Below are 18,693 nucleotides of genomic sequence, written 5' to 3' on the forward strand. Positions count from 1 at the left end.
AACGGCGTTTACGGTTCTCAACACCATATCTACAAACTGATCGACTGTAAACCTGCTTAGAAGCCTGTAAACTTCTTTAACGATGCTTTAGCCTTTAATTCGCTTATTACGAAGGTTATATCACCTTCAAAGCACATTGCGAGTATCACGACCTTCAGCATCGTTATAGCTTCACTTTTAATAGATTGGAGAGTGATATAATGATCGTTTGTGAATGGTTGGTGGAGGGGGTTAATGGTGATGTATCATAGGGTGCACCCCATGAAATGATACACATCAATGCCTGAAGGAGCTTCATATTCCTTTGATCAATCAATTGAGGTTAAAAAACCTTACTTTAAAACACCAATAACGGGTTTATATTTAGCAAGTGCTTCAACTTTCCCTGGAGGGAGAATAGAAGCAGTGATAATGTCAGGAATGATTTGCGCAAACGACATAAACGACATATATGTATATGTAATTAGGAGGTAAAAGCGGAATGAATCGCAATGTTATCATCGTAAAGGCGTTAAAGATGGACATGAAAAAATTCCGGGATTGGACTTTGCCACGGTTTGTCCACGGGCAGGGAGAAAAAGAAAAACATAAATATTTATATATTACTACTTCTGGAAATATGAATCAGTGATTAATATGGACATACTCTGGTTAGCGCCATTGGCAGGACTGATAGGTCTTGTATTCGCAGCGATATTTGCTATTTATACACTCAGGCAAGAATCGGGCAGTGAAAAGATGGATGCTATTTCTAATGCTATCCAGGAAGGCGCTTCAGCGTATCTCAACAGGCAGTATAGGACCATTGCAGTTGTTGCAATTATAATCGCAATCATTTTGTTCGTCGCTTTATCGCACGCATTTCCTCATGGAGCTTCCGATTCCGGGCGTGTGGCAATCGCTTTCCTGGCTGGCGCTGCTTGTTCTGCTGCTGCTGGTTATATTGGTATGTTTGTATCAACACGCGGTAACGTTCGTGTTGCCAAAGCTGCGGAATCCGGGTTGCGGAAGGCGCTTACAATCGCATTTAGGGGCGGTGCCGTGACGGGTCTGTCGGTTGTTGGACTCGCTTTACTCGGGACTGCTGCTCTCTACATCATCTATGGTGCGAATCCAGAAGCAGTGGATCTCATTGTAGGCTATGGATTTGGAGCATCACTGATCTCTTTATTTGCACGGATAGGTGGTGGGATATATACAAAAGCAGCGGATGTGGGCGCTGATCTGGTAGGGAAGGTAGAAGCAGGGATACCGGAGGACGACCCGCGAAATGCTGGCGTCATTGCCGATAACGTAGGTGACAACGTGGGGGACTGTGCGGGTATGGGTGCCGATCTGTTTGAGACTTATGTGGTAACTGCAATTGCAGCAATGCTGATTGGGGGTTTGATAACGAAACGAGGCATGGTAAAAGCTATCTTCCCAAACATCGCTTCTAATTTCGCTCTGATCGAATATCCTCTGGTCCTTGGCGCTGTTGCCATCTTCGCTTCTATTATCGCAATATTTGCAGTGCGAATGGATAAGAGTGAGCGGATCATGCCCGCATTGTACAGAGGCGTTGCTACTGCTGCAGTACTCAGTATGGCTATGTTCTATCCCGTAACCGCGGTACTGATCGGCACTGATGCACATGCAATTGCGATATACCTGTCCGCGGTGATCGGGATAATAACAATGGCGCTCATGGTCATTGTGACCGAATATTTCACACAAATACATGCACCTGTACGAGCGATCGTGGAAGCGAGCAAGACCGGTGCGGGAACAAACCTGATTACCGGGCTGGCTATGGGGATGCTCTCTACTGGCTTACCGGTTATAATCATCAGTGGTAGCATACTGGCTGCTTATTTCATACCTCTATTCCTCACTGGCAATAACCTCGCCGGATTGTATGGAATCGCGATAACCGCGGTGGCTATGTTATCTACCACAGGAATCATTATTGCTCTGGATTCCTATGGACCCATAACAGACAATGCAGGTGGTATAGCGGAGATGGCTGATTTGCCCTCCCAGGTCAGAGAGCGAACTGATAAGCTCGATGCTGTCGGTAATACCACGAAAGCTGTGACAAAAGGTTACGCAATCGCTTCGGCAGCAATTGCCGCGCTCGCTCTATTCTCCGATTATCTGCATAAGGTGGACCTGCCAGCAGCGAGTTTCAGCCTCTTCAATCCTCTTGTGCTTGTCGGTTTACTGCTTGGTGGGCTTCTTCCCTTCATCTTCAGTGCGGTTATGATGCGGGCAGTGGGCAGGGGGGCATTCAAGATAGTGGAGGAGGTAAGACGGCAGTTCAGGGAGATACCGGGCATCATGGAGGGAAAAGCGAAACCAGAGTATGGTAAGTGCGTTGAGATAGTGACTACAGCTGCGCTGAAGGAGATGATAGTACCCGGAATGATCGCGGTTGTGGTACCAATAGCTGTTGGGTTATTCAGTCCGATTGCGCTTGGAGGGCTCTTAATAGGCGTTATTGTCTCGGGACTGGTACTGGCTTTGATGATGGCAAATGGTGGTGCGGCATGGGACAATGCGAAGAAGATGATAGAAGATGGCTATCTGGGTGGAAAGGGCAGCGATGCACACAAAGCGGCAGTAATTGGCGATACCGTTGGTGATCCATTTAAGGATACCGCGGGACCTGCAATCAACCCACTCATCAAAGCAATAAATATGGTTGCGATTCTATTCTCTACGCTCTTCGTAGCTTTTAGTCTCATGCCCATGTCACCATAGATAGCTCTTAATTCGTACTGTTCATACTGTTCAGTTCATGATTCATGTGTATGTCCCCGCGTCCACAGAGCTACTACTGTTTTTACTGGACGCTCGCTCTTAGTATGTCACTTGCCGTTAATATCCCTATGGGAACGCCAGGAGCGGGCTTTAGTGAAAGAATCAATAACCGGTGGATGTTCAAATCGCACATAATCTCTGCGGCTTTTCTTAACGTCGTTTCCGGGTCTATTGTCCTCACAACGGTGGACATAATATCTTCTGCCGTTAATCTGTCCCAATCTTTGTCAAAAACTTTGATGATATCTATCTCTGATATAACACCCACTACCTCGCCGTTTAGTGCAGTTACCGCGATACCTGATATACACTCCCGTACCAGGAGTTTTGCAATTTTGCTTACCGGTGTGTCAAACGATACCGTAATGACACCTCTCGTCATCACATCCCTTACTCTCTTCTCTTTTGATAACTCCATTTATCCCTCGCCCCTCTCTTTTAACGAAGCAACTGCACTATTTACTATTTATATTTCCTATTTCCTATATATCCTATCGTTGAACAAAAAAGAACCTTTCGGGAAAATTTAAATTTAGAGCGCCTTATATAGCCCGCAGAGATAGTTCCTCACCTCATTACTCTTCTTTCTCGCATCTTGAAGAAACGTTGTAGCGGTATGTAAAACGGCTCACTCGTATTTATCTGGATTATATCCACCCCTATTCGCTTCATCCTTGCAAAAAAGGCATCTCGTTTAGCTTTTACCAGTGCGGCATATCTTTCCCTGAATTCCGGGTCAGACGTATCGACGAGCATTTGTTCACCGGTTTCCTGGTCTTCAAAAAAGGCATAGCCTATATCCGGGATTTGGGTTTCTCGCATATCGGTAATGCTCACAAGGATCACATCGTGCCTGTTCTTGAGCTGATTAAGCGGGCGCTCAAAATCTGGCGCTAAGAAATCAGAGATGATAAAGACGATACTGCGCTTTTTGATAACGTTATTCAGGTAAGATAGTGCGGTTCGAATGTCAGTGGTTTTGTTCTTCGGCTCATAATAAATGAGTTCTCGCAGTAGCTTAAGTGTATGCTTCTTACCCTTACCCGGCGGGATGAAGAGCTCCACTTCACTTGTGAATAAACACAGACCTACACGGTCGTTGTTTCGAAGTGCGGCGAACATCAAAGAAGCAGCGATATCGTAGCCGACTTCTTTTTTGCTGCGTTTAAATCCAAATTCGTTACTTGAAGAGACGTCAAAAACGATGAACAATGTCAGGTCTCGCTCTTCAATGAACTCCTTGACGAAAGGTGCGTTGAACCTCGCTGTAACATTCCAGTCAATAGCACCTACATCGTCTCCTGGTACATATTCGCGGACTTCGGAGAATTCTATGCCACGCCCTTTGAAAACTGAGTGATATTCGCCTGATACGAGCCCCTCAACCAGTCCCCTTGTCTTTATTTCTAACTTTCTAACACGTTTTATCACTTCTTTTACACGTGGCATGGTATCAGTGTCCAAGCATATCCTGCTATCTAACTCTTACTACTACGGCGCCTCGATATTCACAACAATTGCATCAATAATATGGTCAGAAGTAATCCCCTCAGCATCGGCTTCGTAAGTCAATAATATTCGATGCCTGAGGACGTCATGCGCTACCGCTTTTATATCCTCTGGAATGACATAGCCACGTCCATTTAGTAGTGCATGCGCTTTTCCACTAAGAATTAGCCATAGTGAAGCTCTTGGCGAAGCCCCATACTCTATCATGCCATCAAACTTTTCTCCTAACTCATAATTTCCCGGATGTCGCGTAGCATCAACGAGTTTAGTAACATAATCCTCTATCTTCTCATCTGCATAAATCCGCTGATTGAAGCTCTGTATCTCCGTCACATCTGCTGCAGATAAGACCTTTTCCGGTGTAAGCTCAATTCCACGTGTATTACGCTGTATTATGACCTTCTCCTCTTCCCGCTTTGGATAATCTATCAGGAGTTTAAAAGTGAACCTGTCGACCTGAGCTTCAGGCAGTTTGTATGTGCCCTCGGTTTCTATCGGATTTTGCGTTGCCAGAACCATGAAAGGTGCATCTAACTTGAATGTTTCTCCCTGTATGCTCACCTGCCTCTCCTGCATGGCTTCTAATAGCGCGGATTGAACCTTTGGTGGTGCTCTGTTTATCTCATCTGCGAGTACGAAATTAGCGAATATGGGTCCTTTCTGCGTGGTAAAACTCGCCGTGCGGTGGTCGTATATCTTTGTCCCGATGATGTCCGCGGGCAGCAGGTCGGGCGTAAACTGAATTCTGCGGAAACTCGCGGAAAGAGTCTCTGATAACGTCTTCACCATCAATGTCTTTGCCAGCCCAGGGACACCTTCAAGGAGAACATGACCATTGGCAACGAGACAGAGCAGCAATTTCTCCAATACGGATTCCTGACCAACAATAACTCGTCTGATTTCGTTCAGAACCTCTTTTAAGCGCTTTGAGTATTCCTGTGCTTGTAAATTTAAATGCTCTATCTCTTTGTCCATTTTTACCTTACCCTGAACAGTTCCACGTCCATTCATACCATCGCCTAAAAATTGCTCTTTAATGAACGCTGATTTTCCAGCCAGATATAGACCTGATTTAACTCATTTACAAATTTATAAGCCCCTCTACCTCCTTCTATATCAGGCACAATGATACCTAACTCTCTCATCTTTCTTAAAAAGTTGTTAAATACTTTTCTTTCACCCGCATTTAGTTTGCTTTCTATCTCTTTCTTTTTAAAATAACTGATAGGCATAGGTTCTTCCCCTATCTTCCTCAAAATTGACCTATATCGCGGGCTACGGATTGCCCTGTAAACCTTCGGGTTGAGGTATTTCTTTCCAATTCTATCAGCGGCATCAAAAATCCCGGTGATGGCGTCATCCTCACTTATTTTCCCATCTTCGTCATTCCAAAAAACTGCATCGCCTATTTCATGCATTAAAATGGGTAAGCCACTCGAAAATTTAACCATATCTTCCAGCGCTTCCGGCTCAATTTCCATATTGACTTTTTTGAATGCCTTCTCAAAAAACTCCTTCACCTCCGCGTCAGAGAGTTTCTCAACACTCACCACTCTGAAGATTCTCATGAGAGAAGGTTGGAGCCTACTCAAGGAGTCCCTTATCTCTGGAAGTCCTATTGACATAATAAAAGCCGGGAAATTTGATGGATAACGAATGGCTACGCTATCAACGAAACTTTTATACCAATTTGCAAAATCTGGATTAGTGGACAATCCATTAATATCGTCCAAAGCAATAAAAATCCCACTCTTTTCCTCTTTTAGCTTATCCATTACACCTTTAATAGCCTCCGGGAAGTTCCTGAGCATGCCCCTCAGGCTCTTTTCTGCATTCGCTTCTTTTAGTATTTGCTCAAATATGCGGCGAACCAGTTCTCCCAGTTCTGTCACTCCTCCCAATGACACATAAACGGCAAGGAAACTTTCTTTATTAGCCAAATAACGCAAGAACGCCGCTAACGAGCTTTTACCTATACCCCTTTCGCCTTCTAAAAAGACGTTCTCCTGTCTCCCAGATGCACTTTGCTTGATATATTTTAAAATCTCTTTGATTTGCTCAACTCTACCGACGAAGAGTTCGACTGGCACAGGACTACCGGGTGTGAATGGGCTATCTTCTTTCATATTAAAGAATACTTTATATTTTAGGTTCAAATATATATGATGGAGGTAAGAGAAGATGGAACCGGGAGTGAATGCGTATCCGAAATTACTCGTTCGACCTGTGGTGATTATTACCACAGTATCGGATAACGGGATACCAAATGCAGCACCTTTCAGCTTTAACTCGCCCATAAGCTTTGACCCGCCTCTGTATGGCTTCTCCTGCAATCCTGCACACGACACATGGAGGAATATCCAGGCTAACGGTGAGTTCGTAGTGAATATAGTGAATAAGGACTTTGGTGAGCTCATGCACATCCTCGAAACCGATTATCCGTACGAGGATAACGAGCTGAAGCATGCAGGGCTGACAGAAGAGCGAGCAAAGAAGGTGAGACCACCGCGAATAAAAGAGGCAATAGCGTGGATGGAGTGCAAATTTGAAGATAGTTTCGAGCTGGGCGACCATATCTGGATTGTTGGAAGGGTACAGTTAGTGGAAGTGAAAGATGCCTACTGGGGCGAAGGAGGTGTGATGGACGTGGACAGAGCGAATCCATTATCTCATATAGCCGGCGAGTTCTTCGCAGTTGATATAAAAGGCGCGAAGTATAAGAGAGCGAGCGCGAAGTGAAGGACAGGGTAAAAGTAAAGATAGTGGCAGGGTCAGAGGAGCGAACTGTAAATGTGGAAGTCCCACAGTCAGAGGTTGAGACTGAAGCTGAAACTGAAACTAAATCTGATACTTATGAGGCGCTACTTGCAAGATTGGGTATAAATCCCGTGGAAGTACTCGTACTATCCAATGGTAGACCGGTCCCTGAGGATGAAAAGGTCGCCAGTGAAGCTGAAATTGAGATTATCAGAATCGTATCTGGCGGTTGAAGCTTGATGATTGATTATTGTCATTGATGCCCGAGAATACGTCTGTAAACTTCACGATATACCTCAGGAAGCTCACCTTTAGCCTCACGAAATACATCCTTATCCAGGCTGACCACCTCTCCTCTGCTATTATATGCCTCGCTATCCCAGAACCGGCATACATCCGGCGTGCCCACTTCATCTGCAAGGATTATCTCACCTTCTCTTCCTTCTTCTCTGCTCCTGCCATATTCAAGTTTGTAATCAGCGAGTATCAAGCCCTTCTGGATTAGATATGAGCTCATTATCGAACCTATCTTCAGTGTTTCCTCTTTTATATGCTCTATCTCATCTCTGTTCATCCATGCCCTGCTTAATATCTCCTCTTCCTCTATTGGACGATCTGTAGGCTCAAATTTCGTTGTGTACTCCACATAGGTACTGGTTAGTGGTTCCGCCTCGCTGCCATCACCGTGTATGAAGCCACTGAGGTCTACCTCCCCTCTTTTATATCGTCTCCAGAGCGAGCCATAGAGATAGTTACGCGCTATCACCTCAACAGGAAGAAGCGATACCTCCTCAGCCACCAGCTCATTCGGTGGTATATATCCCCTGAAATGAGTCTTTATGCCCTCATTCTCGAGTTTCTCGAACCAGAAACAGGATAATCTGCAACATATCTCACCTTTATGCGGGTATTCCCCCTTCTTAGCACCATCAAATGCAGTAACGCGGTCTGTAAAGACGAATACGATGCAGCCATCGCTTCTTCTGTAAATATCCTTAGCTTTTCCGCTTCTTATAAACCTCCTGTCCATTGTTCCCACGTTCCCGATTAAGATTTTAATTACTCATACATGAATATTAATTTTAAGATGGTGATGGTGTAGTGGAAACAAAAGAGGAGAATGTGAGTTTTGAAGATGCAATGAAGCAGTTAGAGCAGATAGTAGAGAAGCTGGGCGAAGGAAATCTTACACTGGAGGAATCGTTGAAGATATTCGAGGAAGGAATGGAATTATGCAAGTTCTGCAACAAGAAATTGGATGAAGCGGAGTATAAAGTAGAGAAGTTAGTGGAGACAGAAGAGGGTAAACTGAGTATTGAGAAGTTTGAAATGAAGGAGTAAATTCTGTTTATCTTCGTTCTTCGTTTTTCGTGTGATTATGAGTATGAAATACATAGTGGTGACCGGGGGAGTGATGAGTGGACTTGGTAAGGGCATTACAATGGCGTCTATCGGTAGAATATTGAAGAACAGAGGTTATGAAGTTGTACCAATAAAGATAGACCCCTATATAAATATAGATGCGGGAACGATGAATCCCTATCAGCATGGGGAGGTTTATGTGTTGGGCGATGGCACTGAGGTGGACCTTGACCTCGGGCATTACGAGCGGTTTATGGATGTTGAACTGAGGCGCGAGCACAATATCACCACCGGCGTCGTTTATTCTTCGGTGATAGAGCGCGAGCGTAGGGGGGAGTATCTGGGGCAGACTGTTCAGATCATACCGCATGTGACAGATGAGATAAAGACGCGGATAAGGAGAGTAGCAGAGAATAGTGAAGCAGATATTTGCCTAGTTGAGATAGGCGGTACGGTCGGTGACATAGAGAGCATGCCCTTTCTCGAAGCAGTAAGGCAGATGCATGGTGAGGAAGAAGAGAACGATTTCATCCTCGTTCATCTCACACTGGTACCTTTTACCACGCTGGGAGAGCCAAAAACGAAGCCTACACAACATTCAGTGAAGGCACTCCGTGAACTTGGGCTGCAACCTGATATAATAGTGTGCAGGGTCAGGGAAGCGTTGGGAGAGGCAGTGAAGCGTAAAATAGCGATGTTCTGTAATGTGAAGCCCGAGGCGGTTATAAGTGCTCCTGATACTGATGACATATACGAGGTACCATTGCTTCTTGAACGAGAGGGTATTGCCACTCACATAATGGATAAGCTGAAATTAGAGTCGTTGAGAGATGACCGCCACTGGATGGAGATGATAGAGCGGAGTAGATCAGCTGGCGATAATGATAAGCGAATAAGAGTAGCGATAGTGGGAAAATATACTGGTTTAGAAGATTCTTATCTGAGCATAAAAGAAGCGATGAAACACGCTGCTACAGAAACGGGCTGTAAAGTGGAGCCGAAATGGATAGAAGCAGAGGATCTGGAAGCGAATGCGAATCTGGATGATTTCTTCACGGATGTTCATGGTATTCTTGTACCCGGGGGTTTTGGCGTTCGCGGTGCAGAAGGGAAGATGAAGGCGATAGAATATGCGAGGGTGAATAGAATACCCTTCTTAGGACTCTGCTTCGGCTTTCAATTGGCGGTGATAGAGGCGGCGAGAAATATTGCGGGACTCGAGGATGCTAACAGCTCTGAAGTTGCTGAGACTCCTCATCCGGTTATAACCCTGCAGGAGGAGCAGATAGGAATGAGCAATAAAGGGGCTACGATGCGACTGGGTGATTATGAGGTATTTATAAGAGGAGGTACATTAGCTGAGCGTGTATATGGTAAGAAGAAGATTATTGAGAGGCACAGACACCGGTACGAGGTGAATCCTGAATATATAGATATAATAGAGCGAAATGAGGTGGTGTTTTCAGGTACAGACAGGAGTGGATTGAGAATGGAGATTATGGAGATTGAAGGACATCCGTTCTTCTTCGCTACTCAGTTCCATCCTGAATTTAAGTCACGACCAGGTAGACCCTCACCACCGTTCAAAGCATTCACGGAGGCTTGTATGAGAAATAGAAATGGCAGAATTTAATAGATACCAATATAATAAGAGTGTATATGTGGCAGCGATTGGAAAATGTGGTGCGTGCTATATATGTGTCGATGAATGTCCGGAAGGTGCAATAGAGAGGTCAGAACCAGTGAAAGTGGATTATAATAAATGTACACGATGTATGAAATGTGTGGAAGTGTGTCCAGGCGGAATAATGCAAATAATAGACTAAAATACTTATGTTTATTATATCCTCTGTTTCATATGAATATGTCTTCTTTACAATATTAAGGAAATTAAGGCAAGGAGGTAAGGAGGTGAAGAGGGGATGGATGGAACGAAGATTGGAACACCAGTGATAGTATTGAATGTGAAGTCGTATGCGGAATCGGCGGGCAGGCGGGGTTTTGAACTTGCGAAGATATGTGAGGATGTAGCATCGAAGCAGGGGGTGAATATTGCTATATGTCCGCAGCAGGTCGAACTTGCGAAGATAGCTTCGGCTGTTAATATCCCATGCTTTGCACAGCATGTGGATGCTGTAGAGCCTGGTAGTCATACCGGGTTCGTAACACTGGAATCTGTAAGAGAAGCGGGTGCTACCGGAACCCTGGCGAATCATTCTGAGCACAGGCTCAGGATAGCTGATATAGAATTTATAGTGAGGAAATCATCGAGCTTGAACCTGCTGACAATCGTTTGTACGAATAATATCCCGGTAAGCCGTGCAGTTGCGGAATTAAAACCCTATGCTATTGCAATTGAACCACCGGAGTTAATAGGAAGCAGGAAAGCGGTATCGAAGGTGGACCCAGAGATAGTGGCGAATACGGTGGCAGAGGTGAAGAGACTACACAAAGATTGTATAGTACTCTGTGGTGCAGGTGTTACAAACGGTGAAGATGTTCGAAGAGCAATCGAACTGGGTGCAGATGGTGTATTACTTGCCTCCGGGGTGGTGAAGGCGAAAGATCCAAAAACTGCCTTACTCGACCTTGTTACCGGGCTATGAGATTATAGTTATGTTATCCTTACTCCCTTTTTATTCCTTTAACTTAACTCTATTCTATAAGAGAGATAGAATAATTGAAGTGAACGGGGAGAAGTAAGAAGATGGAAAGAGGAGATAAGTTTGTGTTGCCGGGGGATTTCCTGGGTACTTCTGAGGAGTTCATCCCGGGTAGCGGTGTATATGATGAAGGTGGCAATTTATATGCCTCTCAGATTGGAGAAGTGAGTATAGGAGATAACAGGGTTATATACGTGCACCCGAAGGTCGAGACACCCCCAACGATTGAAGAGGGTGACGTGGTGATAGGTCAGGTTGTTGATATAAAGGATAACGTTACAATTGTGAATATAGCTTGCGTGAAAGGTAAGGAGAAGCGGGAAGTTGCTGCTCCCAGCCAGGGCATCATCCACATATCCAATGTGAAAAGCGGTTATGTAACGGATTTACGACAGGAGTTTGGTTATCTTGATCTGGTAAAGGCGAGGGTGATAGATGCGAAGACATTGAGATTGAGCACAGATGCGAAGGATTTAGGTGTGATAAAGGCGATGTGTATGAAATGCAAACGTGACCTGAAGAGGAGAGGGAATGTATTATCATGCGAGAGGTGTAAGAGGGTTGAGACGCGGAAGTTATCAGAGGATTATGGTAAGGGTCTGATATGAGATGAGCGAGGAGAGGAAGGTAAGGATTTTAGAGAGGAGTAGCAGGGAATTACGAGTGGAGATAGAAGGGGAGGATCATACGCTATTAGCGCCATTGATGTCCAAGCTGTTAGAGAATGAGGATGTGGACATCGCCACCTATCACATCAGGCACAAACTGATGAGCAATCCGGTTCTATATGTAAAGATGAAGAGAGGGGATGCATTAGAAGCGGTTATCTCTGCCGCCACCACGCTGGCAGTAGAATATAACGAATTTTTGGAGCGATATAGAAGGGCGGCGGCAATAGTCTAGTGGTAGGACACGGGCTTCCCAACAGCTTATAATATAATCATTAAAAAGTTGGGGAAAAGCCTGTAACCCGGGTTCGAATCCCGGTTGCCGCATCAAATTTCCATAAAAAGTAAAGTTTGTGTGAAGAAAATGGATAGGATAAAGAAGTATGAATTCAGGAAGGTATTGGAAGAGCTCAGGAGGAAGGGAGGTAGAGGTACGGAGCTTATCTCTGTCTATATCCCCCCTGACAAGCAGATATCGGATGTCACATCGCACCTCAGGGAGGAATATGGACAGGCGATGAATATAAAGAGCAAATCAACACGAACGAATGTACAGAGCTCACTTGATTCTATCATGTCCAAATTAAAATATCTGTATGTGGGCGAGAACGGTGTGGTTATCTTCTGTGGCGCAATAGACAAGGGAGGCGACAAGACGGATATAGAGACATACATCGTAGACCCACCGGAGAAGGTCATCTCTTATATCTATCACTGTGACTCCACATTCTACCTAAAACCGCTGGAGGAGATGGTAGAGGAGAAGGAGAAATACGGCTTGATTGTACTTGACCGCAGAGAAGCAACGATAGGTATTCTGAATGGCAAGGTGGTGGAATCACTGAAGCACCTCACATCTTCTGTTCCTGGCAAGATAAGAAAAGGGGGGCAATCAGCACCGAGATTCCAGCGACTACGAGAGATTGCAATAGAGGATTTCTATAAGCGGATAGGAGAGCACGCAACCCGGATATTGTTACCTGCGGGCGATCTTAAAGGTATCCTGATCGGTGGTCCAAGCCCAACAAAGGATGAATTTTTGAAGGGTGCATATCTCCATTATGAGCTTCGGAATAAACTCCTCGGCGCTTTTGATGTCGCATATACCGATGAATCAGGCTTATATGAACTGGTGGAGAAGGCTGAAGAGGCGTTAGAAAGTCTGGATTTGGTAAGGGAGAAAAAGCTGATGGTGAGGTTCATGAAGCTCCTGGCAAATGATGACCGGATGGTGACGTATGGAGCAGAGGAAGTGCGGAAGAAATTGGCAATCGGGGCTGTGGACACTCTGTTGCTCTCAACGGAACTCGATACGGAGCTCCTGCATGAGCTTGTAGAGAGAGCTGAGGAGACGGGTGCGAATGTGGAGCTGGTAACAACGGATTTCGAAGAGGGTGCACAGTTGAAACGCGCGTTTGGGGGCGTTGCTGCAATATTGAGGTATCGCTCAAAACAGGAACAGATATAGGGGTTTATAGTTTATAAATCGGGAACAAATAGGATATTAACGAGCAGTGCATGGCTGACAACATAATCCTGGTTGGGACAGGGCATATCTTGGAGAAGAGTGTGCGGGAGGTAGAGGAGGTAATAGAGCGTGAAAAGCCAGATATAGTCGCTGTTGAGCTTTGTCAAAGTAGATATGATGCATTAAAGGGCAATATCGGAGATTTCTCGGTGAAGGATGCTATAGAAGGGGGTAAGCCTTTTTTAATGCTCACACACTGGCTGCTGGCATATGTACAGAAGAGAATGGGCAGTGAGCTCGGTATAGAACCCGGAGCAGAGATGATGATGGCTATAAAGAAGGCAGAAGCGCTCGGCTGTGAAGTCGCTCTGGTTGACAGACCGATACAGATAACGATGCAGCGGTTCTGGAAGAAGATGAAGTTCTTAGAAAAGATGAAGATGCTATTCTCTATCATCTTTGCCATTGCGAACATGGGCGGTTTTGGAAAGAGGAAGAAGCTAATGGACAAGGATAATAAAGAGATAGATTTAGAGAGGATAACCGATGAGGATGTGGTAACAGAGTTGATAGAAGAGTTGAGGGAGTTCTCTCCGGGTGCGGCTACTGCACTGCTGGATGAGCGGGATGCATATATAGCTGGTAGTTTGCTCGAACTCCAGGCTCAGGCTCAAGCTCAAGCTCAAGCTCCTGCTACTCATCTTCATTCTTCCGGTACAGGTGATAAGAAAAAGAAGATAGTGGCTGTGGTTGGAGCAGGTCATGTTATGGGTATAAAGCGACTACTCGACCATCCTGAGTTGATACCACCACGCGAAGAGTTATGTTCACTTCCTACAAGCAGGCTGAACATGAAGAATCTGCTTGGAATCGGGTTGAGCGTGGTTCTCATTGCTATCTTACTGGTTATCTTATTATCCGGTATCCCACTCAATATATTACTGCAAGCTTTCTTCTGGTGGTTTATAATAAATGGGAGCTTATCAGCAATAGGGGTGGTGGTGGCGCGTGGGCATCCTTTATCTGCACTCACCGCATTTGCAATGGCACCATTGACCTCTTTGAACCCATTTTTAGCCGCAGGCTGGTTTGCTGGCTTGATGGAAGCGCGATTAAGGAGACCAACAGCAGAAGATGCAAAGAGTATCTTGAATGTGGAGTCATTGCGTGACTTGATGAGGAATAGTATGTTTAAAATTATCCTTGTAGCTGCATGTGCAAATATCGGCAGCATGATAGGAACGTTTCTTGGCGCTTATGTGGTATTACACACGGTGGGACTGAATATACACCAGATTTGGTCGGGCTTGAAAATACTTATTTAATATTTAATTTAAAAAAGATGAGGATGAGCAGTAGTAGCAACAGGTATGAGGAAGAAAAGGAGCTCTGGATGTGGCTGGGTAAGCAGCTCCTTGGTGAATCGCCGACTATCAACGGGTTTGAAGATTTCAAGAGTGATGTAAAGATGGCTTTATTTGACGATGTGGAGCATATTGTGGCTAAAGCTGGACAGAAAGTGCCTCCGGTCAATCCCGAGATAGTAGCAAAAGAGCGGAAGGTGATAGAGATAGAACGAGTGGTACTGGACACCGATGCGCTGATTCTGCCATGTCAAGATGGTTTCCAGATGAAGCTAAATAAGAAGCTGCCGCTGGTCAGACAGCGGTTCGCATGTGCACATGAGATAGGACATACATACTTCTTTGATATCACTAAAAACCCGCCAGAGAAGCCTTATCGGCGCTCTACATCCCACTACTGGGTGGAAGAGGGTTTATGTTATGAGATAGCCAGACGAATTTTAATGCCCTCGAGCATGATGCGCGAGTGGATGGAGAATGCAAAACCGCCGTATATAAGGGAGTTTAAAGATATGATGCTCTCTTTTCTTGTTTCTGGTGAATTACTATCATATAGAATACAGGATATTGGGAGCTGGGATGTGTTGATGCTGATCTTCGAGTCAGGCGGAGGTGCGATCTTGTTATATAAGGTACTGAAATCAGGTCACCGGATGGGGAATGTACACGTGGCAAGGCGGGGATTGAAGGTGACTGACCCGACTCTTCATAATCTGTTATCAAGAGCATTCAAGGGAGAGATGGTACAGGAGGAGGGGATAAATCTGACAATAGGGGATTTAAGGGGCGAGATTGCTTCTTTTGGCGCCTCCTACATGGGCTCTTACCCGCCGAAGGTGATAGCCATACTGGCATTATAATTAAGCATTATAATTAAATTAGTATGAAAACAGAAGGGGAGAAATGGTAAGAGATGAGTGAAGAGATGATATTGCATCCGAGACCAAGTGCGATAGTGGCAGCGTTGTATACGCTCCGGGACCTTGATGTGGACGTAGCAGTGATGCATGGACCTGCAGGCTGCAGTTTTAAGCATAGCAGGCTACTTGAAGAAGATGGCATGCATGTTCTGACCACAGCAATGAACGAGAGTAACTTTGTCTTCGGTGGTCATGACTCGCTCGTGAATGTGCTGAGGAAGGCGGAGGAGATGTTTCAGCCCAGACTGATGGGCGTTGTCGGTACATGCTCGAGCATGATAATTGGAGAAGACCTGAACAGAGCGATAGAGGATAGCGGAGTCAGTTGCAGTGTGATAGCAGTAAACGTGCATGCTGGATACCGAGATAACACAACAGGAGTTATCTTAACTCTCGAATCCGCTTATAAGGCAGGTATAATCAGCATTGCTGAATTCGAGCGGCAGAAGAGGATACTCGACGCGGCGACGAAGATAGAGAAGGAGGTAGGTGCAGCCAGCAGGAACTATATACCACCATCCAAGGGTGATTCCAAGATAGACGTTGCAAAACGGTTACTTGAACTCATCAATATGGGTAAAAAGGGTGTGTGCGTCTTAAATGCGAAGAAGGAGACTGCATTCATGTTCGCAGACATTCTGAGGGCATTAAATCGGGTTGCAGCGCCAGCACAAATTGTTAATATCGCGAATCTCGACAGTACCATCGGGCTGAGTAAGATACGAGGCTATTCCGTTCGAATTATAGAGGAGTTAGCGGCAGAAGGTATACGAATAGATCATATAATCGGAGGTCTGGATGAGTACCCGATTGCGGGCGAGAGGGCAGCAGCTTTAATTCGCTCTAACTATTCGAACTGTGATTTCGTAGTCCTGCTGGGGGTACCTCATGCAGTACCACTGCGCAGCTACGGCATAAATACCGAGGTCTTCTCTGTTACCAACGGTCCAAGAACCGTGCAACCATTGAAATGGCTCGGGCATGACCATGTGGTACTTGAAATAGACCTTCATCCAAAAACGATGGGCGCTACCGGGATTATACCCTCAGAATTCGGAGATATGCTCCAGAAGCTGAGTTCATAGCCTTACCTTATCTTACCAGTTCCTCAATCTCAGCTAAAAATTTATCCGCTCGCATACTCAATTCCATCGCCTGCTCACCCATCTTCTGAAGTGTATTCACAGAGCCCGCGACGAGGAATCGTAAGATACGATAATTCTCAGTCCAAGATAATAACTTCTTAAGCTCGCTCTTCCCTATCTCATGATACCACTCCTCATGCCGCCAGATGAGTATCACGCCAAGGATACTCACTGCCTCTTCCACCTTCAAATCCTCTAATTGTGATAATTTGAATGGCAGTTCACCCACAATGAACTCAAATGGATTCTTGACTGCGGGTAAATCCTCTAAGGATATTTGGACGTATTTCATAATCATTGGAAGAGCCATAAATAGTTCCGGGGTACGCACAAGTCCACCGAAATAAGCGATGAGTGTGCCTTTGGGAGTAGCCACGTATATCTCCGCACCGCGCTTCCCCACACCTATCTTCTGGATTACATGTGCTGCTACCATACCGGGAATCTTCCTCAATACCGTCGGGTACGAGATGTTAGCGCCCTTTGCAATTGCATACTTGCTTGAAGGTCCACATAAGATGAGGAACTTTAAAATTGAACCTGTATAGTCATGTCCTGGCATTTCATCTATGATAGATATGTATTATAAGTGGATATGTTCTTATATAAATAAGAATATGGAATGCTGGAAGGTGCAATGAAATAGCGACTATGGTGCGGATAAAGCATTGACGTGACATGGCGTGGCGGGTCAAGCACGAGTTAGAAATCAGTAAGTCGTTTCTGTCTTAATATCCTGCTCAGCGGCTCGAAATCCTTAATATCTAACGTTATTCCTTCTTTTTCTTTTGCACGTAATCGTAATCGTGAATCAATGTACTTTAGTGCCTCGCTTTTGGTATCAAACTTCTCGGGACGGTTTCTGTTTCTAAATGCAGCCCGTGCGGTCTCTCGCACCACCCAGACGCCGAGTGGAACGGAATATTGAGGATAGATTTGTCGGAATACCATAACACCCGCCTGCCGCCGCATTCTGTGTAACGCTTCTGCAACTGCTAATCTCGCAGCATAATATCCGCCGCCCTCATTCGCAGCATAGTTCTTCCTGCCTTTAAACCCCTCGTATTCCTCTATGATTGCGGGTCGCGGACTCAACGCATCGCTCCAGATAGAGCCGGGGAACCACACTTCGAAGTTCTCGTATTCGAATAATGAAGGCATCAGCAGTATCAGGAAGTGATTGTCCATATATGATGATTCGTAGACGTAATAGGTGTCAATGGTCGGATATTCTTTGAACTCTGTAGCCAGCTTCTTGAAGATGATATCATCGGTTGCCGTGATGCTCCACCTCGTGGGCACCATCTTTTGTGCGCTATGCGAACCTAACGCACCTGAAGATAGGATTGTTGATACTTTGTACACGTCCATGCCGAGGTTGTACAGTTCCTGAGCGGCTTCTACTGCTTTGATGTCGTCAGAGACGATACGATCGACTTTCTTCGGTATCTTCGGATTCTCGGTAACTTTCATTGCTTCCACGTTCACACTGGCACCCGTCGGTCGCAGGACATCGGAGAACGTGAGTTTAAATGACGGTTTATTCTTAAACTTGAGTTCTACATCCACGGGCTGCTGAGCCAGAGCTATTTCGGTCATGTCCGAGACGAATTTTGACTCCGATTTTACATGCTCACAGCGTTTCGACCGCAATGTCGTACTGCGTAGTTCTATGATCTCAGCCATGCCGAGACCCTGTGCGAGCCACTCATACGGCTGTTCCAGTCTTCCAAGATTGACGTTAGATTCCGCTGCTTCCGCTTCTGCTTCTGACCCTAATACCGCCATTGGACCCGCATTTACGCAGGGGTAGCCTATCCGACCAACAAATACGGAAGTTGAAGGACCAAAGAAGTCCTTTTTGTCGCCACAGACTTCCGCAAACCTGGTCTTCTGTTTCAAAGCTGCGAGCAGTGGACAAGTATCCCTACCGCACAATAGGCGCGAGCCTTTGCAGACTATGCATAATCGCTGCATCGCGTTAATATGTATTATCCTGCCCTTTTATTTTATAGCTGTGGTAGAAATGGATTTG

At 45.4% G+C, this 18,693-nt stretch carries 21 protein-coding genes, 1 tRNA gene and 1 pseudogene; 15 read left to right on the plus strand and 8 right to left on the minus strand.

Annotated features, from left to right (window positions below; genetic code table 11):
* Positions 1-182, minus strand: a pseudogene (locus J7J01_03230) (IS5 family transposase).
* 97 nt (positions 183-279) lie between these two features.
* On the opposite strand from J7J01_03230, the gene J7J01_03235 reads away from it, so the two are divergent.
* Entirely contained in the window at positions 280-474 is a 195-nt protein-coding gene (locus J7J01_03235; GenBank protein MCD6209902.1) for a hypothetical protein, read from the plus strand.
* A 162-nt stretch (positions 475-636) separates the two neighbouring features.
* Positions 637-2,742, plus strand: a complete 2,106-nt coding sequence (locus J7J01_03240) for a sodium-translocating pyrophosphatase (GenBank protein MCD6209903.1) — start codon at positions 637-639, stop codon at positions 2,740-2,742.
* Positions 2,743-2,824: 82 nt separating this feature from the next.
* Here the strand turns inward: J7J01_03240 and J7J01_03245 are convergent, their stop codons facing one another.
* The 4 genes from J7J01_03245 to J7J01_03260 all read right to left on the minus strand — a co-directional run bounded on the left by J7J01_03245 (position 2,825) and on the right by J7J01_03260 (position 6,437).
* Positions 2,825-3,220 carry a CBS domain-containing protein gene (locus tag J7J01_03245; GenBank protein ID MCD6209904.1) on the minus strand — a complete coding sequence of 132 codons (396 nt, stop codon included), beginning with the start codon at positions 3,218-3,220 and terminating at the stop codon, positions 2,825-2,827.
* A gap of 149 nt (positions 3,221-3,369) precedes the next feature.
* Positions 3,370-4,266 (minus strand): DUF58 domain-containing protein, encoded by an 897-nt coding sequence (locus tag J7J01_03250; protein ID MCD6209905.1) that lies wholly within the window; start codon positions 4,264-4,266, stop codon positions 3,370-3,372.
* A gap of 27 nt (positions 4,267-4,293) precedes the next feature.
* On the minus strand, positions 4,294-5,322 hold the full coding sequence (locus J7J01_03255) for a MoxR family ATPase (protein MCD6209906.1): 1,029 nt from the start codon (positions 5,320-5,322) through the stop codon (positions 4,294-4,296).
* A gap of 8 nt (positions 5,323-5,330) precedes the next feature.
* Positions 5,331-6,437 carry a DUF2791 family P-loop domain-containing protein gene (locus J7J01_03260; GenBank protein MCD6209907.1) on the minus strand — a complete coding sequence of 369 codons (1,107 nt, stop codon included), beginning with the start codon at positions 6,435-6,437 and terminating at the stop codon, positions 5,331-5,333.
* Positions 6,438-6,492: 55 nt separating this feature from the next.
* Between J7J01_03260 and J7J01_03265 the strand changes: the two genes are divergently transcribed.
* The gene (locus J7J01_03265) at positions 6,493-7,050 is read left to right on the plus strand and encodes a flavin reductase family protein (protein ID MCD6209908.1); all 558 of its coding nucleotides are present in this window, start codon (positions 6,493-6,495) and stop codon (positions 7,048-7,050) included.
* Positions 7,047-7,301, plus strand: a complete 255-nt coding sequence (locus J7J01_03270) for a MoaD/ThiS family protein (protein MCD6209909.1) — start codon at positions 7,047-7,049, stop codon at positions 7,299-7,301. Before J7J01_03265 ends, J7J01_03270 begins: the two co-directional genes overlap by 4 nt.
* A 20-nt stretch (positions 7,302-7,321) precedes the next feature.
* Here J7J01_03270 and purC read toward each other — a convergent pair whose 3' ends face one another.
* Entirely contained in the window at positions 7,322-8,098 is a 777-nt protein-coding gene (gene purC, locus J7J01_03275) for a phosphoribosylaminoimidazolesuccinocarboxamide synthase (protein ID MCD6209910.1), read from the minus strand.
* A gap of 71 nt (positions 8,099-8,169) precedes the next feature.
* On the opposite strand from purC, the gene xseB reads away from it, so the two are divergent.
* The 11 genes from xseB (at position 8,170) to cfbD (ending at position 16,598) form a co-directional block, all read left to right on the plus strand.
* The gene (gene xseB, locus J7J01_03280; protein ID MCD6209911.1) at positions 8,170-8,409 is read left to right on the plus strand and encodes an exodeoxyribonuclease VII small subunit; all 240 of its coding nucleotides are present in this window, start codon (positions 8,170-8,172) and stop codon (positions 8,407-8,409) included.
* Between the two features lie 43 nt (positions 8,410-8,452).
* Complete coding sequence (locus J7J01_03285) at positions 8,453-10,063, plus strand: CTP synthase (protein ID MCD6209912.1); 1,611 nt, start codon at positions 8,453-8,455, stop codon at positions 10,061-10,063.
* On the plus strand, positions 10,050-10,256 hold the full coding sequence (locus J7J01_03290) for a 4Fe-4S binding protein (GenBank protein ID MCD6209913.1): 207 nt from the start codon (positions 10,050-10,052) through the stop codon (positions 10,254-10,256). The genes J7J01_03285 and J7J01_03290 overlap by 14 nt, the downstream gene beginning before the upstream one ends.
* A 96-nt stretch (positions 10,257-10,352) precedes the next feature.
* Entirely contained in the window at positions 10,353-11,036 is a 684-nt protein-coding gene (gene tpiA, locus J7J01_03295) for a triose-phosphate isomerase (protein ID MCD6209914.1), read from the plus strand.
* A 101-nt stretch (positions 11,037-11,137) separates the two neighbouring features.
* A complete protein-coding gene (locus tag J7J01_03300; GenBank protein ID MCD6209915.1) occupies positions 11,138-11,701 on the plus strand; it encodes an exosome complex RNA-binding protein Csl4 in 564 nt (187 codons plus the stop codon).
* A 1-nt stretch (position 11,702) separates the two neighbouring features.
* Complete coding sequence (locus J7J01_03305) at positions 11,703-11,996, plus strand: DNA-directed RNA polymerase subunit L (GenBank protein MCD6209916.1); 294 nt, start codon at positions 11,703-11,705, stop codon at positions 11,994-11,996.
* Positions 11,982-12,088, plus strand: a tRNA-Gly gene (locus J7J01_03310). Before J7J01_03305 ends, J7J01_03310 begins: the two co-directional genes overlap by 15 nt.
* A gap of 37 nt (positions 12,089-12,125) precedes the next feature.
* A complete protein-coding gene (prf1, locus tag J7J01_03315) occupies positions 12,126-13,229 on the plus strand; it encodes a peptide chain release factor aRF-1 (GenBank protein MCD6209917.1) in 1,104 nt (367 codons plus the stop codon).
* A 50-nt stretch (positions 13,230-13,279) separates the two neighbouring features.
* Positions 13,280-14,554, plus strand: coding sequence for a TraB/GumN family protein (locus J7J01_03320; protein ID MCD6209918.1), 1,275 nt, complete (start codon positions 13,280-13,282; stop codon positions 14,552-14,554).
* 23 nt (positions 14,555-14,577) lie between these two features.
* Complete coding sequence (locus J7J01_03325; protein MCD6209919.1) at positions 14,578-15,453, plus strand: hypothetical protein; 876 nt, start codon at positions 14,578-14,580, stop codon at positions 15,451-15,453.
* A 53-nt stretch (positions 15,454-15,506) separates the two neighbouring features.
* The gene (cfbD, locus tag J7J01_03330) at positions 15,507-16,598 is read left to right on the plus strand and encodes a Ni-sirohydrochlorin a,c-diamide reductive cyclase catalytic subunit (GenBank protein MCD6209920.1); all 1,092 of its coding nucleotides are present in this window, start codon (positions 15,507-15,509) and stop codon (positions 16,596-16,598) included.
* A gap of 7 nt (positions 16,599-16,605) precedes the next feature.
* Here the strand turns inward: cfbD and J7J01_03335 are convergent, their stop codons facing one another.
* Entirely contained in the window at positions 16,606-17,220 is a 615-nt protein-coding gene (locus J7J01_03335) for a hypothetical protein (protein ID MCD6209921.1), read from the minus strand.
* 140 nt (positions 17,221-17,360) lie between these two features.
* Complete coding sequence (locus J7J01_03340; GenBank protein ID MCD6209922.1) at positions 17,361-18,635, minus strand: hypothetical protein; 1,275 nt, start codon at positions 18,633-18,635, stop codon at positions 17,361-17,363.
* Between the last annotated feature and the right edge of the window lie 58 nt (positions 18,636-18,693).

The organism is Methanophagales archaeon (assembly GCA_021159465.1).
GTDB lineage: Archaea > Halobacteriota > Syntropharchaeia > Alkanophagales > Methanospirareceae > G60ANME1.

What these genes read in the sequence shown, in the direction of transcription:
- tpiA (MCD6209914.1), top strand. Translation starts at nt 10,353, where the DNA reads ATGGATGGAACGAAGATTGGAACACCAGTGATAGTATTGAATGTGAAG.
- J7J01_03325 (MCD6209919.1), top strand. Translation starts at nt 14,578, where the DNA reads ATGAGCAGTAGTAGCAACAGGTATGAGGAAGAAAAGGAGCTCTGGATG.
- J7J01_03320 (MCD6209918.1), top strand. Translation starts at nt 13,280, where the DNA reads ATGGCTGACAACATAATCCTGGTTGGGACAGGGCATATCTTGGAGAAG.
- J7J01_03265 (MCD6209908.1), top strand. Translation starts at nt 6,493, where the DNA reads ATGGAACCGGGAGTGAATGCGTATCCGAAATTACTCGTTCGACCTGTG.
- J7J01_03290 (MCD6209913.1), top strand. Translation starts at nt 10,050, where the DNA reads ATGGCAGAATTTAATAGATACCAATATAATAAGAGTGTATATGTGGCA.
- J7J01_03285 (MCD6209912.1), top strand. Translation starts at nt 8,453, where the DNA reads ATGAAATACATAGTGGTGACCGGGGGAGTGATGAGTGGACTTGGTAAG.
- cfbD (MCD6209920.1), top strand. Translation starts at nt 15,507, where the DNA reads ATGAGTGAAGAGATGATATTGCATCCGAGACCAAGTGCGATAGTGGCA.
- J7J01_03245 (MCD6209904.1), bottom strand. Translation starts at nt 3,220, where the DNA reads ATGGAGTTATCAAAAGAGAAGAGAGTAAGGGATGTGATGACGAGAGGT.
- J7J01_03340 (MCD6209922.1), bottom strand. Translation starts at nt 18,635, where the DNA reads ATGCAGCGATTATGCATAGTCTGCAAAGGCTCGCGCCTATTGTGCGGT.
- J7J01_03235 (MCD6209902.1), top strand. Translation starts at nt 280, where the DNA reads ATGCCTGAAGGAGCTTCATATTCCTTTGATCAATCAATTGAGGTTAAA.
- purC (MCD6209910.1), bottom strand. Translation starts at nt 8,098, where the DNA reads ATGGACAGGAGGTTTATAAGAAGCGGAAAAGCTAAGGATATTTACAGA.
- J7J01_03305 (MCD6209916.1), top strand. Translation starts at nt 11,703, where the DNA reads ATGAGCGAGGAGAGGAAGGTAAGGATTTTAGAGAGGAGTAGCAGGGAA.
- J7J01_03260 (MCD6209907.1), bottom strand. Translation starts at nt 6,437, where the DNA reads ATGAAAGAAGATAGCCCATTCACACCCGGTAGTCCTGTGCCAGTCGAA.
- prf1 (MCD6209917.1), top strand. Translation starts at nt 12,126, where the DNA reads ATGGATAGGATAAAGAAGTATGAATTCAGGAAGGTATTGGAAGAGCTC.
- J7J01_03335 (MCD6209921.1), bottom strand. Translation starts at nt 17,220, where the DNA reads ATGCCAGGACATGACTATACAGGTTCAATTTTAAAGTTCCTCATCTTA.
- J7J01_03300 (MCD6209915.1), top strand. Translation starts at nt 11,138, where the DNA reads ATGGAAAGAGGAGATAAGTTTGTGTTGCCGGGGGATTTCCTGGGTACT.
- J7J01_03240 (MCD6209903.1), top strand. Translation starts at nt 637, where the DNA reads ATGGACATACTCTGGTTAGCGCCATTGGCAGGACTGATAGGTCTTGTA.
- J7J01_03255 (MCD6209906.1), bottom strand. Translation starts at nt 5,322, where the DNA reads ATGAATGGACGTGGAACTGTTCAGGGTAAGGTAAAAATGGACAAAGAG.